This window comes from Erythrobacter sp. CCH5-A1, from assembly GCF_001557115.1.
Taxonomy (GTDB): Bacteria; Pseudomonadota; Alphaproteobacteria; order Sphingomonadales; family Sphingomonadaceae; genus Erythrobacter.
Genome location: NZ_LSKQ01000063.1, coordinates 1 through 14,037, shown reverse-complemented (window position 1 = coordinate 14,037; position 14,037 = coordinate 1). Strand labels below are relative to the sequence as shown.

At 59.7% G+C, this 14,037-nt stretch carries 13 protein-coding genes; 3 read left to right on the top strand and 10 right to left on the bottom strand.

Going from position 1 to position 14,037, the window contains the following annotated elements; translation table 11 throughout:
• The 3 genes from AX708_RS03100 to AX708_RS03090 all read right to left on the bottom strand — a co-directional run.
• Window positions 1–1,139: E2/UBC family protein (locus tag AX708_RS03100; protein ID WP_066531349.1), on the bottom strand; the 1,139-nt coding region annotated here is incomplete at its 3' end.
• Window positions 1,140–1,159: 20 nt separating this feature from the next.
• A complete protein-coding gene (locus AX708_RS03095) occupies window positions 1,160–2,212 on the bottom strand; it encodes a cyclic GMP-AMP synthase DncV-like nucleotidyltransferase (protein ID WP_067489508.1) in 1,053 nt (350 codons plus the stop codon).
• 161 nt (window positions 2,213–2,373) lie between these two features.
• Window positions 2,374–3,309 (bottom strand): patatin-like phospholipase family protein, encoded by a 936-nt coding sequence (locus tag AX708_RS03090; protein ID WP_197425861.1) that lies wholly within the window; start codon window positions 3,307–3,309, stop codon window positions 2,374–2,376.
• 645 nt (window positions 3,310–3,954) lie between these two features.
• Between AX708_RS03090 and AX708_RS03085 the strand changes: the two genes are divergently transcribed.
• Entirely contained in the window at window positions 3,955–4,164 is a 210-nt protein-coding gene (locus AX708_RS03085; protein WP_066527561.1) for a hypothetical protein, read from the top strand.
• Window positions 4,164–4,853 (top strand): hypothetical protein, encoded by a 690-nt coding sequence (locus AX708_RS03080; RefSeq protein WP_066527559.1) that lies wholly within the window; start codon window positions 4,164–4,166, stop codon window positions 4,851–4,853. Before AX708_RS03085 ends, AX708_RS03080 begins: the two co-directional genes overlap by 1 nt.
• A gap of 10 nt (window positions 4,854–4,863) precedes the next feature.
• Here AX708_RS03080 and AX708_RS03075 read toward each other — a convergent pair whose 3' ends face one another.
• Window positions 4,864–5,649 carry a hypothetical protein gene (locus AX708_RS03075; protein ID WP_156443323.1) on the bottom strand — a complete coding sequence of 262 codons (786 nt, stop codon included), beginning with the start codon at window positions 5,647–5,649 and terminating at the stop codon, window positions 4,864–4,866.
• A 176-nt stretch (window positions 5,650–5,825) separates the two neighbouring features.
• Between AX708_RS03075 and AX708_RS03070 the strand changes: the two genes are divergently transcribed.
• Window positions 5,826–6,050, top strand: a complete 225-nt coding sequence (locus AX708_RS03070; RefSeq protein ID WP_067489505.1) for a hypothetical protein — start codon at window positions 5,826–5,828, stop codon at window positions 6,048–6,050.
• A 31-nt stretch (window positions 6,051–6,081) separates the two neighbouring features.
• Here the strand turns inward: AX708_RS03070 and AX708_RS03065 are convergent, their stop codons facing one another.
• The 6 genes from AX708_RS03065 to trbC are packed head-to-tail and all read right to left on the bottom strand — an operon-like array spanning window position 6,082 to window position 13,974.
• Window positions 6,082–8,868, bottom strand: a complete 2,787-nt coding sequence (locus AX708_RS03065) for a conjugal transfer protein TraG N-terminal domain-containing protein (RefSeq protein WP_067489502.1) — start codon at window positions 8,866–8,868, stop codon at window positions 6,082–6,084.
• Window positions 8,869–8,880: 12 nt separating this feature from the next.
• A complete protein-coding gene (locus tag AX708_RS03060) occupies window positions 8,881–10,323 on the bottom strand; it encodes a conjugal transfer protein TraH (protein ID WP_066527553.1) in 1,443 nt (480 codons plus the stop codon).
• Window positions 10,323–11,126, bottom strand: coding sequence for a conjugal transfer protein TraF (locus AX708_RS03055; RefSeq protein WP_066527563.1), 804 nt, complete (start codon window positions 11,124–11,126; stop codon window positions 10,323–10,325). The genes AX708_RS03060 and AX708_RS03055 overlap by 1 nt, the downstream gene beginning before the upstream one ends.
• Window positions 11,123–11,500 carry a hypothetical protein gene (locus tag AX708_RS03050; RefSeq protein ID WP_066527551.1) on the bottom strand — a complete coding sequence of 126 codons (378 nt, stop codon included), beginning with the start codon at window positions 11,498–11,500 and terminating at the stop codon, window positions 11,123–11,125. Before AX708_RS03050 ends, AX708_RS03055 begins: the two co-directional genes overlap by 4 nt.
• Before the next feature lie 3 nt (window positions 11,501–11,503).
• A complete protein-coding gene (locus tag AX708_RS03045) occupies window positions 11,504–13,240 on the bottom strand; it encodes a conjugal transfer protein TraN (RefSeq protein WP_082745491.1) in 1,737 nt (578 codons plus the stop codon).
• A complete protein-coding gene (gene trbC, locus AX708_RS03040) occupies window positions 13,237–13,974 on the bottom strand; it encodes a type-F conjugative transfer system pilin assembly protein TrbC (RefSeq protein ID WP_082745490.1) in 738 nt (245 codons plus the stop codon). The genes AX708_RS03045 and trbC overlap by 4 nt, the downstream gene beginning before the upstream one ends.
• Window positions 13,975–14,037 lie beyond the last annotated feature (63 nt).

The following is a 14,037-nucleotide window of genomic DNA, read 5'->3' as shown; positions in this document are numbered from 1 at the left end:
TACACCACTCCCGCCAACCCTTCACGACATCGCCGGTGAATAAGATGGGCTAAATTGGCCCATGCGAAGGTGTCAGGATCGACCAACACAACGCGACCCAAGCCAGATTGAAGTAGTAGCTTCGCGACACCGGCGCCGACTGAGCCGCATCCGAGAACAGCAACACGCTTCTCTCCGAGCTGCGCACCTTCGCCGGCGCGCATCCGACCTAGCCAGGCGTCGACCCGCTCCACAGTTACCCGGCAGGCCGAACGTCGGACAGCCAAAATGTTGGGAGGAACGTGCCCTGGTCGGAACCCCTTCGACACGCTCGGCTTCGGGGCCTTCCCGCTGGCTCTTACCACGTTGGGTTCTTCGATCACAGCCGGTGCTTGGGCGATCTCGCCTGCGGGCGTGGCTCCGGTTAGAACCACGGTCGCCCGCTCGATCATGGTGGTCATGAGCCGGTCGAATACCGTGAGACCATCCGGAGAGCGCTCAGCGATCAAGCGTCGTAACGAACCTGCGTCGTTGGGAAAGTAGTTCGGCTCGGGCAGGCGATCTAGCCAAATGACGACGGCGTCCTTGAACGTTCGAGTGTCGTCCACTCCGTAGCGGTTGTTCAACCACGTGCGGCAGTCGTCGGTATTCTCGGCGACGAGGTAGAATTCCTGACCGTGCCACGCCGCTAAGGCTCGGCTGCGTGCCTCGGGGCGCAGCCACGTGCGGATTGGGAAGTCGCGGGTGACATCGCGCCGCCAATATGCATCGAAGTCGAGCAGATAATCATCTCGGTTGCCGCCGGCTTCGTTTTCGGCGATGAGCGCAAGCGCTTCCCGGTGGGAATATTCGACCACGGCCACTGGATCGAGCGTGTCTGCCCGGCCACCGTCACCAGCGAGACAGAGCCGTCCGCCCGCTTCGATGTGCGGGGCACGCAGTAGGTCGCTGCGGCCATCCAGCGAGAATCGCGGCAGTGAATAAGGGAACTCGGCATCAAGGAGCAGGTTCAACGAACCTGCTTCGCTGCCGGGAAGCGGCAACCTCCATCCGTCCCAGCTTTCGTCGCGCCCGAGCGCCAGGAGCTGTGCGCTGGAAAGACCCATAGCGTTGGGAATTTCAGTCTCGACCCAGGCCCTGACTTGTTCGATCGCCTCCAAGCGCCTCGATGCGAGAAAACTCAAGGCAACGCCGGGCCCGCGTAACGACCACCCTCGCGTTTCTCGACAGGCCGAGTCGGCGAGCTAGCGCTCATGCTCCCTGAGCCGTTACTCCCTTCCTCTGGTGGCGGCTGTTGCGAAAACCATTCAGTGTAGAACACCTTGTCCCAGGCGGCCATAGCGACCTCATGCGTGCAGTCGACGGTGTCGAGCACTTCCAGGTGCTTCAAGTTCTCCATCAGCCGATCCTTGAAGTGACCCGGTCGGGCATCGTTGTCGTGCCCGATCGTTTCACCGTCGATAGTAGGGTGGGCAATGGTCGTGTTCCACTCCAGACGCCAACGGATCGCCTTCATCGTCTCTCGGAGCGCAATGTCGTCTCGACCAGCGGACGCCGAAAAGGAGTCGTCGGCGAGTTTGGTGATCATAAAGCCGGTCGCAGTCTGAGACTTCCACGATGATCGACTTCGCGCGAAGGCCTTGAGCAGTCGCACTACTCGGCAGAACTGCCCATCCGTGTCGTCAAAATCGGGACTATGATGCTCATTGCGCTGCTTGAACCAGCGAGTAACCGCAAGTGCGTCTGAGGTCTTCCAGTCGGAACTCGCCAGTTCGTAGGAGTAGACCGCCTTTCCGGTCCAAGGATCGGTGGATTCGATCCGGCGATAGGAGGGCACGTCAACGTGAAAGCCCTCGTTGTAGTAGATCCGTACGCAGTTCTTGAGCACCTCAGGAGGCTTGTTGAAGCGATCGTCTTGAAGCGCGTCGCAAACCATCTGGCGCACGCTCAGGGCCGAAAGCTCCCCACCGTTCGGGCCGACGAGTTTATCTTTACGGAAGTAGACGCCGTCGTCGATGTCGTAGTCGGTGTTCTCATCCTGCACCATCGTGTGCATGGCGTAGGAGCCTTGCGTGTGCTGCCCAATCGGTGCGGGTTTACCGGCATCGGCGAGGCCCTTCTTCAATCGGGCGCGATTGGAGTCCCGCCGCTTGCGCATGTTGGTGCGCTCAGTGCTGGGTAGGTTGACCTCGGCATTTTGGTAGCCCAGCAGTTCAGCGGACGCGTCGTACATAGTCTTCCTCTGGCTAATCGAAGTCGATTGGACGAACTCTATCCTTAGCTCATTTGGTCTAACAGACTACCGACGTAACATGCCGGATTCAAGTACAAAGCATGAACAAGAGGCATTACGAACCTTTGCCAAGCAGCTGCGCCACCAAGGGCTCAGTCCGGCTACGACAGCAACGCCGCAAGCTCGAATTCCCTTTTAGCGAATGACTCTACCCCACGCTGCCGCAATAGATTCAGTTTATCGAGATCGTGCTCGAACAAATCGGTAGCCATCTCCGGCCGCTCGAAAGTGTCGCTGATGCGGACTGTTGGGACATGCTTGTATAGAATGTGCCGAAGCTGATCCATCGACTGGGTGTTGATCTCAAGCGTCTTTTGGAGGAGCTGCACACTTTTCAAATATCGCGCGAACCACATTGTGCTGAATAGATTTGGCTTGGGTTGCGGGTATACACCAACTCCGACGCTGACGACGCGTAGCGCGGCGGCGGGCTGCTCCATTGCGCTTAATGCATCCGCGATCGCGTAGAGTGTGGGATTGTTGGCGCAATAGCCCCCGTCGACCAGCTCCACGCGGTCGCCCTGGGCGGTGCTCACCAACTTTCGTTCGAAGAAGGGGTAGGCCGAGCATGAGGCGACAACCGCGTCGCCCACCGGCACGCCGAAACCGGGAACAAATGTGCCCTTGCGCCCATGTGCTTGGACCACGCTCGCCTTGAAGATCATGGGGCGCTCAATCTCCCACTTCGTGGCAACGATGCCGATGCCGGTTTTCACGGCATCGAACTGGGTGTCGCGGTAGACCTCGCGGGCAAGGTCAGAGAGAGCAGCGGTCTTCTCATGTGATGACTTGCGCTTCATGATGCGCACGACGTGTTCTGAGTACAACGCGTGAATCTCATCGACTGAGTGCCCAAGGGCGAGCAGCGACGCGATGATTGCCCCCGTGCTTGTCCCGAAGATCAAGTCGAAGACTTCGCACAGGCGCTTACCTGCATGGCCTTCGATTTCTCGCAGAACACCGAGCGAATAAAACCCCTTGGCACCGCCACCATCGAGGCTCAGAATCCGAAATGGGGCCGGAACATCATTCGACACACAATCTATCCTTGTCATTCGCTCTAAGCTTCTTCGTGACTGGGACACGGGCAGTCGGTTATCCTACTGGACAAGCGCTAAAGCTGGAAGCCGGTTATCGGGAACACCTTTGGCGAACACTCAGCTCCAGCGCACACTGCCGGTGCAGCAAACTAAGCGAATTTGCTTTCTCGTCTATGGCCTAAAGGTGCTTCATGAGATTCCCTTGAAGGGTCGCATAATCTCCTCGGGCGCGGTCCGCAGCCCCCCCAACATTCCTCTCCTGACCGGCTTCTACTTCCTCCCATAGGCACTCAGTGAGCGGCCTGTCTCTTGACGGTTCAGTCGCATACGCTTTGTGACGGCGATCCAGAACACACTGGAACTCAGCACGCAGCACGATCTGACGTTCGGCCAGAAACTCGGGAATGGTGGCTTCGTCCCAAAATGCGACCATCGGAGCCTATGGCCCCGCGCGCAGCCGCGCACCGCGAAGCGCCATTCTGCGCCGTCTCATATCCCTCCCTCTACGCGTCAGCGGACGATCAGCCGATGTGGCAAAATCGCTTGAATTCAAAGGCTCAAAGACCCTTGGTACCCATTCATACGGTCTTGACACTGGGCCTGTAGCAATGCGACCGAACAAGCGGTCGAAACGAGCATTGAATGGCAAACTACGACGACGCCCTGAAAGTAATGGACGCGGTCGCAAAGTACCGTGAGGACGAGAGTTTGCCCAACGACCCGCATGAAATCGACCGCCTCTGCGAGCGGTTGCTCTCGGACGATGGATTTGACGAAGTCGCCATCGAGTGGAAGCGCATTTCGAAGTACGAGCGTGAGGTGCACGGTGGCGATTGGCCAAAGCCTGATTGATGAGGCCCGCCGTCATGCTATTATGCCGCATGGCGAAACGAATTGAGCTCTTCCAGCAAGCGGCCAAGCGCATGGCGATCAGCCCTGACGCCTGCATGGAGCGCATTCGGCGCTGCAGCATCAATTCCAAGTTCGGAAATGAGGGCGCTGACCCAGCCTCACTTGCCGCGATCGTGGGAATGGACGACGATTGGAGCGCCGCCGCATTTGCGGAATTGCGAAGCACCGGTTTCATCAAGACAGACTGGGCCCGTTTCAAATGGTACCAGCCCAGCGTCAAGGAACTCGATGATAAGATAGCGGAGTTGGCGGCAATCGAAGCCGCGGCGATCATCAGGCTGTCTTCCATGGACTGCGCGCCGGCACTACCCGCAATCCGCGCTTTGGCTGATGAATTCCTCAAAATGGCGGACGGCGGAGATGCGGTTGCGACGAGCCTTGCTCACCACAGGATGATGCTGGCGATCGTCAGCGCCACCGGCGAACTGCGCCTCATGGAAGATTACGTCAAAGACGCCAGTGTGGCGGTCGCCTATGCAGTTGCCGCTCGACTTGAAGCAGCCGACTTCGAAGGCATGAAACGGTCAGCCAATGTCATTGCGAACCTCGTCGGTACGAGCGCACCGCGGGAATGCGCAGCTGAAGCCGTCGCCATGCGGCTCCACCCAAAAGAGCCCGTGAGCGCGTAAAACGCCTCACTCAACTCAGAGGCAAGGCCGCCAGACCGACCTCCACCAGGGGCTCGATAATTGGCGTGAATGTGCGCGAACTGCCCGCATAGGTCGGATATCCTGCGATGTTGTCCTCGATCGTCTGAAATCCATCCTGACGGTCGTTGACCGGATAGATGCCCTCGCCCATCTTTTCGATGAGCATCTGGAGCGAAGGGGCGATGCCATCGAAGAATAGCCGGCTCGCCGCGCGAACGCCCGCGAGGTCGCCCGACCTGGCTGCATCAAGGAACCGGTCGCTTGCCTCGACCAGAAAACCTGTGCGGACAGCATAAGAGTCGGCCATCCAAAGGAGGCGGAAAAACGCTTGGGGGATGAACTGCGAGACAAGGCTGGCTAGGGTGCTTTCCTTGCCACCCAGCACGATATGCGTCAGCCCCATTGCACCGAGAAAAAAATCCTCGTGGTTCACAGGGACGTTTCGAATGCGCTCGTCGATGAATCCCGCGAGCGGGCCAAGAGTTGCCCCTCCGGACTGCGCCAACCTTATGGCACCGATCTCGACGATTGCGCCCAACGAAAGGCGCCATTCCTCAACCTGGCTCTGCGAGAATGTTGAGATGACATAGGAAGCCCCCGAGCGGGTCAGATATCCGCCAACCTTCAAAGCGACCAGCAACCTGCGCGCTCTATTGATATGAAGCCCATAGTGGGCAGCCATATCCTGGGCAGAATACGGTGACCCAGCCTTGAGCTCGCCAAATAGAATGCGTTCTCGAAGATCGAGATATGTCGCGTCAGTCTTCGATAACATGCTCTCAACGGCTCGCTTGATTTCAGCGTAACCGCTCCCCTTCTGGTATGATTCCGGCACCCCGCGCAATCGCGCATACAAATCGAATCGGCAATCGACTCCTGACCCCTCGCAGCGTTGAACCTATGATTGTCTTTTTGGCAAAAAAACGCTACGGAAAGGGTAGGAGAACGGCGATGGACGATTTCAACAACAGATCGAACATGGATCCGATCACTTATGCTGTCGTCACCGGCGATATCTCGCGTGGCGCATCGCCAACTGATCTCCCTAGCCGTTTCGGCAACCTCAGGCATCCGGAAGAGTATCTGACATACGGAGGGAAGCCGTCGAAGGGTAGTTCGCTGATTGCACTGGCTCTCTCGATTGCCTTTCTCCTAGTGGCCATCCTTAGCTGGTAGGATTTCTGGAATGGCGGTTGGGTTCGAGGGGTCACCGCTGATCTCTGTCATAGAAGCGCTCATTAAATCGCTCATCGGCACCGCCCTCACCTTTACGATCCTGCTCGAAATCCTGTCGGCGCTGACCGGATCGCGTGACATTGGTCTCATAACGCTGTCCGAGAGACTGGCCGCCTTCATCAATTCGATCGCTGATCGCGCTGTCTGGCACCCCCTCTACAAGATTTCGCGGGGAGCTGACGGAACGGCGGGGTCCCTGTCCGCGTAGGTCTGTCTCGGTAAATGCGCCCGGGCCCGAGACATTGCCAACTAGCGAACCGGGCTGCGGGATCAGATCATTGAATGGCGCCACCCGCTGATCGTAATAGTCGGCGATGATCGCCCGCGCGACCACTTCAGCAGTCGCCTGCTCCTGGGGGCTAAGATCAGTGCGTGCCAGACTCGGTGCCGTCAGCCCCAGTTCAGCCGCCTTTTCCTGATATTGGCTTGCGATGATCTGGCTGAGGTCAAAGGAGAGATTGGACCCATAGCCATCCCTGCTCGACGTGTTGCTGCTGAGAGACTTCGAGACCTCGTCAATCGCCGCAATGCGCTTATCAATCCGCCGAACGTCCTCAAGAGCCTGTTCACGAGAAAAGGCCGCCTCCGAATACCCTTCGCTCCGGCTGAAGCTGCCGCTTTGCGAATAGCTGCCGCTGTCCTGCGTTGCGTTGGATCCATTCGAACGATTGTCAGATGTTGCTGAGTCGAAGCCCTGGCTCTGGCTGGCCTCAGTTCCTCGGGTGACAGCATCTAGCCGCGATCGACCGCCACTAATTCCAGCCTGAACGTTGCCGCCAATAGCGCCATTGGCCCCGCTTCCGCCTTCACCATTTGCAGCGCGATTGCCGCCGCGCCCCGCTGAACCCCCGACGCTCAGCGAGCCACCCTTGGTTGTCTCGAGGCGATCCGTGTTGCTTTGCTGGGCACCCTGCGAAGAACTCACACGATCGCTCTCCGACACCGTGTCGCGTGCATCAAGCGACTGGTTGTCAAACCGCTGCATGTTCTCGCCGGACCGGAACCCTGAAGAACTCTCGGAACCGCTGGAATTGCGGGTGCCGGTCATTTGTCGGCTCGAAGTTCGGTCAGCCAACGAAAGCGCACGGGAGCGCTCTTCGCTCAACGTGTTTCGCGCTGTCTCCAGTTCGGACAGCGTCTGCTGGCGCTCAGCATTTGCGAATTGGCTGACAGAAGATGCAAACGCGAGACGGCTCATAGCAGGTGAGGTATCGTAAACCGTCAACCCATCAGATGTCGTTCGGGTTATTGCGGCATTCGCTCCTACACTCGACATTAGCGGTGCCCCACCGGTGAAGGACGGCGCCGTGTTCCACTGGTCAGACTGCCGGTTGGAGCTCGAGAGATTCATGTAGCTCTCGTTGCCGTAAGCGTAATTCCCGGTCGTGCGCTCCACCGCTGCAGCCTCGGCCGCAGACTGGGCAGGCGCCAACATCGAAGTTGCCTGAGACGAAACCGCCATCGCACCTTTGGCCATGCCCGCCGCCAGAAACGGGATCGACATCATCAGGAAGCCTGCGATCGTTGCCGTGTCTGTGTTGACGGCATCGATGCCTGCCATCCCGGCCATCGTCACCCCGCCCGGCGAGGTCGCGTTCATCGCATCAGCCGTCCGGTCCATGATGAACATGTGCAAGACCACGTAGAGCGGTCCCCAAGCGGCTAGGTAGAAGAAGCCAGTAAAGTATCCCTTCAGCGCAGGCGTCCCACTGCGCGGGATGAGGAAGAGCGGGAAGATCACCGGGAACATCGCATAGAAGACGACCGTCAGGACGATGTTCAGGAGCGGAACCCAGGTCATGGCCTGCTCCGCTATCGACGTATAGGTATTGCGCGCCTGCTCCTCGGCACGCAGGACGGCGAAGGTGTCACCATCGGCCGCGCCGAGGTTGGCACGCGCCTGAAGGAAGGCGTTGACGAGCGAGCGCTGTTGAAAAATCTGCTGGGCAGTCTGCGAACTGCCATGGAAATGGTTGGCAACAACCGGCAGGTCCGCAATCAGCTTCGAGCGCGCTAGCGCAGGGGTTAACCCTGGGAAAATCTTGCGACCCTCCTCCTCGAGTGCGGTATCAGAATAGGTCGTAACGCCGGTCGCGATCGCCGTATAACCGACCTGACACGTCACAATGGTAGGAGGGCCGCTTTCGGGAATGAACTTCATCCCTCGCGCGGGCGAGCCCGGCCCCATCTCCGTCAGGATATCGTTCGAGTTCGCGATCGCATCGAAGGATTTGAAGCCGAGCAGGATATCGTAGAAGAGGCACTGCTTCATGTACTCTTCAAGATTGGCGCTGATGCGGGGATCCCGGATTCGGAAGTCCTGGGTGCGGTCCCAGAGGCGCGCGCCGTAGATCATGCCGTTGCTCGACATCTGGAGCGAACCTGGCATCACGAAAACCGTCTCAGCCGTGCGCGTGAGCCAATCACCCGCGGTCGAACTGACCGAGGCTATCATTGCCAGCCCCAGAGGGACATTGGCGACCGTAGCGGGAGCCAGGGATGGATTGAGGCGGTCGGTGACCCTCACCGTCATCGTGGGTACGATGAGGGCACCGTACATGAGCGTCGCCCCCAGAAACCAGTTGAACCAGGCACGCCAATCCAGGCTGAACGCCACCACCAGCAGCGTGTAGATGAGGCCCATGACCATCACGACGCGCAGCAGCGAGCGAAAGCCCCCTCCCCCGGTCCAGGCGGACACCGTATTGAAGACATTGACGATGTATTCGCCCCCGCCGATCGTGAAGATCTCCATCATGGCACGCGGTCCCTACTGGATGCCCTGGCGCGAAAGCGACGTGCTGAATGACAGCGCGGCCGACATCTGCGGCGACAGATTGTTCCTGAGCGTGCCCTCGAGGAACACCGCGCGCTGAACGACATGCTGGGTCCGGTCGAGGCGCAGCTTCATGCCTTGCGAGTATGTGTCGAGCACCTGTCGGACCGAATTGATCTGATCGCGCCACTGCGAAAGCGCTTCCTCATTGGCGTTCTGGAAGGTCCCAACCCCGCGCGAGGCATAGCCATAATACTGCTGCGCAAGCGCATCGAGCAGATCCATCGCCACGATTTCGGCGAGGTCATTCATGTCGTTGCTGGTCATACCGCCGAGCGTTGCGGCAGCGTTGACCGTCATGATCTTGTAGAGTGGAATCGTGGTCGCCCCGAGCAAGCCGATCTCGTCACTGGTGAGCGCAGCATTGCTGCGAACCTTCGCGTTCATGCTCTCGATCATCGCCCGGACCCTGGGTTTCAACGCCTGTGACGCCGAAATCGACATGGCCTGCGTGGTCGGGTTGAGACACTTGTCGTTGGTATCGCAATTCAGCATCGTAACCGAACTGGTACCGTCCAGGAGCGCGGTCAAAAGGGCGCGGTCGCCCTGCCCCACGAACTGGAACCCGCGTTTGCCGCTGGCATCGCCATCCTGGTAGAAGATCACCGTTCCGACGAAGGTCATGAGGTACTCACGGAATTCGGTCGAGAAACTGGGGTAGCTTTGTTTGAGCATCTCCCAGGTGAAATTGTAGCTCTGCGCTGGTATGTTGGGATCGCTGTTGGCCGCGATCGTGGAGGCGCGCTGGCCACCTGTCCCGCATTCATGGCGGCTCTTGGCCCAATCCGAGAACAGCCCTTGGCTGTTGCCGACCGACTTGCAAATCTCCGAGGACATACGGTCGGACTTGCCCCACAGACCGCCGACAAGGTTCTGCGCCACTTCGCAGCTGTTCATGTTGAACTGGTTCATCTGCTGAACCTTCTGTGCCATCTCCTCGATGGTCGAAGCGATCTGCGGGCTGATCGACTTGATTGCGAGCTGGAAGGCAAAACCCAGCGCATTGTTGGCAGTCGCCTTCAGCATCGCCACGATCTCATCGGTATTGATGAAGGAGAAGCTGCCGGAGAAGACATCGATGCCCCCGCACCCGGCTTTCACCCCCGGCAACTGAAGATTGACCGGGTTCACGTTCTTTTGCGGAAAGCGGGTCCAGATGTTGCCGCCCGAGTAATAGCCTGCCGACTGGCCCTGATAGGCGACGGGGCCGGTGGCATTGGCGGCAGCGCCCATATCGTCGAAGAAGCTGTTGAGCTCCGAGCCGACATTGGCACTGACCGGGGCTACCGCAAAACTCGCAGCGGCAAGCACGGCAAGTCCCGTCCCCGAAGAGCGGAAGAGGCGGGCGGCAACGCCGCGCTTGGTCTGGCGTGCCATCAGTAGTCACTCCCGGGCTCAATCTGGGTGAGGTAAAAAATACGCTGCATCACATCGTCGGCCGCCATCACGCCGTAGCCGATCGGAATCGGTTTGCGTGTCTGGGTGTCGAAGAGAACCAGGGCTGGTACAGCTCCGCCCTGCAGGCCCATCCGCTGGTACTGACCACTATCGACGACGTAATTGGGAAACGCTTCGTTGGGTCCGCCATCCATCGAGACCGCGAGCACCTCGAGTCCATAGGTGTCAGACAGCGCCCGCATCACCGGCGAAAAGGTTCGGCAAGCCGAGCAGGACGAGGAGTAGAAATAGAAGACCCCGTAGCGCTCGGTGAGCGCTGCCATCGAGCCTTCACGCTGGGCTTTGCGGTCCTCTGCCCAAGTCTGCTTTGCGAGAGTCGAAACAGGCCGTTCGAGCGTATAGTCGAGATCGGGGTTCTGCCAGATTGAGCGGCCCCACACATCCGCGAATGTCGAAGCACGGTCGAGCTGCTCACGCTGAAACCGAATATAGCTGACGATGTTCTCAGACGTTGGCTCGAGAATGGCGCGTGCCTTGAGCTCATCAAGTTTCGCCGTGATCTGGGCCATCCGCTCGGTTGCAGGAATGGCAGGCGATGCGGGCATCGCCTGCTCGCGTGCCTTGCGCTTGGCCTCCTCGGAATTGCAGTAAAACCAGCTCCCAAGCTTGCGCTCGTCGCAGTAGAACGCATCGCGATTGGCATCAGCCGGTGGCTGGGCCAGCAAGGGAACAGCCGCGGCCCCGAGGGCCGCAGCAAGGCTGAGGAGCGCTAGTCTCGTCATGGGCATTTTCCTTTTTCAAGGTCGAGCATCTGCAAGAGGAAGGCGGTCTTGAAGTAACCGCGGCCCCGGTCGATCATCCGGATCATTCCCCCCGACAGGGTGGTGGTCGCCTCCACACCTGCTGGCGTGAGGCAAAAGTGGAACTCGCCATCACTCACCCGCAGAATCGAACCACAATCAAGAAGGCGCCGGATAGATGCGGCCAATTCGCCGACGGTCGCAGGCCGCAAGAACCAGTCCTTGATGAGCGCGAACATCTCGGTCTCGCTGCGCGCCAGATCGCGGCCGATGGCGACGCTGACCGCGAGATCGAGCACCTGCGCTGGCGGAAACGGCTCGCTCTGCGGGAAGGCAAGAATATCGGCGCTGCTCATGGGTCAGGTCCCACCGTTGGTGTTGTAGTAGTTCTGAATTTTCTGCTGGATCTGGATCGACATATCGATCTCGTCGGGCAGCTTTGCCGCATCAACGAACTCGGCATAGACCTCCCGGAAATCCATGCGGCTCAAGTCAAGCCGCTGAAACTGGGCGATCAGGAAACCTTCACAGTCAGGGCGCTGCGGCGTGCCCCACCGCATCCCAAGCTGGGCCTTGCCCTGCTCATTGAGGATCCGGACGAGCTTGCTGCCGTAGCAGCAGTAGGACTGCTTGCGGGTCACACAGACCCCGAGCACGCGGGCTGAGCAATAGGTCCCGATGAAACGACACAGACCTGCGTCATCCCGCTTGTCGACCTCACGGTCTTCGCGGTCACACAGGAACGGCGTGAGAAGCGGCACGCCCTTGCCGCTGCAGCAGTTCGACAACCCGAAAACCTTGCGGGTGCAGCGCAAATGCTCACCGCTGAAGATCTTCAACCGATCAGGATCAAACCCGTCCCGCAGTTCGCCCATGACGTTCATGGCGACCATCGCGTCCTTGAACTCAGTCGATGCCTCGCGCTCGACCTGAGTGCATTCGCCGTTGATGCAATAGAGGTCGCCTGCGCAGACATAGGCAGGGGGTGGCGGCGATCCCGCGCCGGGAATGGCGCACTGGTACCAGCGATCATGAACGTTGCAGGTCACACCGTCGGCGTCAAAACTCAGGCACTCGTCATGGCTGAACCTGCAATCGCCGCGTGCCTCAAGGGCAGCACAGTCATTGGCGGGAGCCACCCCTTCACACTGATAGGTACGCTGCCACTCCCAGCAGCTGCGCGTCACCGAAAGACCATTGATGAGCCGGGTTTCTCCGGGCGCCGTGCAGACCTCGCTCGCAAGCGTACAGGTGGCACCATTCGTGACGCTCTGACAGGCCGCCTCGTCAACGGTCTCGCCGACGATCCGCGAGGTGTTGCGTTCAATCCCGCCGGGTACACCGCTCAGCCGGAAGGGGCATTGCCAGACTTGGCGGAAAATTGGCTCACCCGGTTCAGCGCACCACCTGCGACCAAATTCCTCGTCCACCCATTGAAGGCATCTCTGCCCTATCCGAACGCTCCGTTCGAGAGTGCAAGAGCTGGAGCCCTGAGCTTGGGCAAGCATCGGACACATCTCATTGCGATCCGCAAACTCCTCGGTTTCGCATGAATATTCCCATGTGCGTCGTCCCTCGGTCTGGATCTGCAACGACGCATTGCAGCTGCGCGCCTCCGCAAAGGGCTGCGAGCCGGCATTGCAGCTTTCGAGATAAGTCGTCGTGCCAGTGCCCCCCGGAGGTAAGGGGTTGCAGGCTCCCGCTGCTCCTCCAGGCCCGCCACCAGCGCCGAGATAAGCATCGGGGTCAGCTTCAATCAGGCGACCGGCAGACAGGTCGACAGTACCCGGATCGAAACGGGGTCTGTAGGGATCGACAATCACACGGTACTCATTGCGATACCGCTGCGCTTCCCCCGCCGCTGTCAGCCCGGCAGGATCGTCGACATAATCACGCGTTGGAATATCCGTACCCTGGAAGCCGGGGACGTTTGCCGGCGAACCATTTCCAAGAATACCCGATGACGTGGTGTCACGAACACCCTTTGCGATTGCTTCGCCCTCGACCCTCGCATCACTGGCCGCCATCTGAGCGTGCGCAAGATGACCGCAAGCCGCGAGCGCAAGGGAGACCGCAAGGATGCGCAGGCCATTCACCTCTTCCCCCTCAGATTGGCAAGGGCGAAACGGGCAACCGGCGCGCCCGGACCGTCGGCCCCGGCGAAGGTTTCGAGCACATAAGCCACACTGGTATTGCCCGAGATGCGATCATGAGGCGGCGGCGCGGTCACACAATCGAGCTGATCGCAGGGCTCGAAATCGGTCGAGAGAGCCACATAGGTAGGCACCCGTTCGACGCCAAACGAACGAAACAGCCGGGGATCGATCGCGACATTGCTTGCGCCTGACTGGTCGACAACCTTGCGAATACCGCTGATGAAAGTTTGCGGATTGCCGGTGGAAAAGCCGCGGAAAACGACCACGCCGCCTGCCCTGGTCGTATCCGCGATCATCTGTGCGAGCGCCTCTTCAGGCATCGACAGGCTCGCGAATGCCACGAACAGCGGCGCACCCTTGGGGCGGGCCATGCCGGCCCTGGCGCCAGCCACCATTTCGTCGAAGTCGACCGGGCCATCCTTGCCGGCGATCTGCGACACATCGAGGCGTTCAACTGCCTCATAGCCTTGCGCGACAACCGTTTGCGCCTCTTCGCCTTGGGTTTGCGCGTTAGCGGTAGCATAGTCGAAGAGCGCCTGGGCGTCGGCCTTGAATGTATCGGCCCGCGCCTCGATCGCTTTCGGGTCGAAGTCCGTCAAATCCTGGGCAACGACGGCTGTAACACCAAGCAGCAGGCTGGCGGCGAGAGCGGAGAAGAGTCCTCTGCGGTTCATTGGCGCGACCTCACAGTAGAGTCAGACGTGGGCGCTGTGGGGTGTCTCCACCGCCAGTTTCCC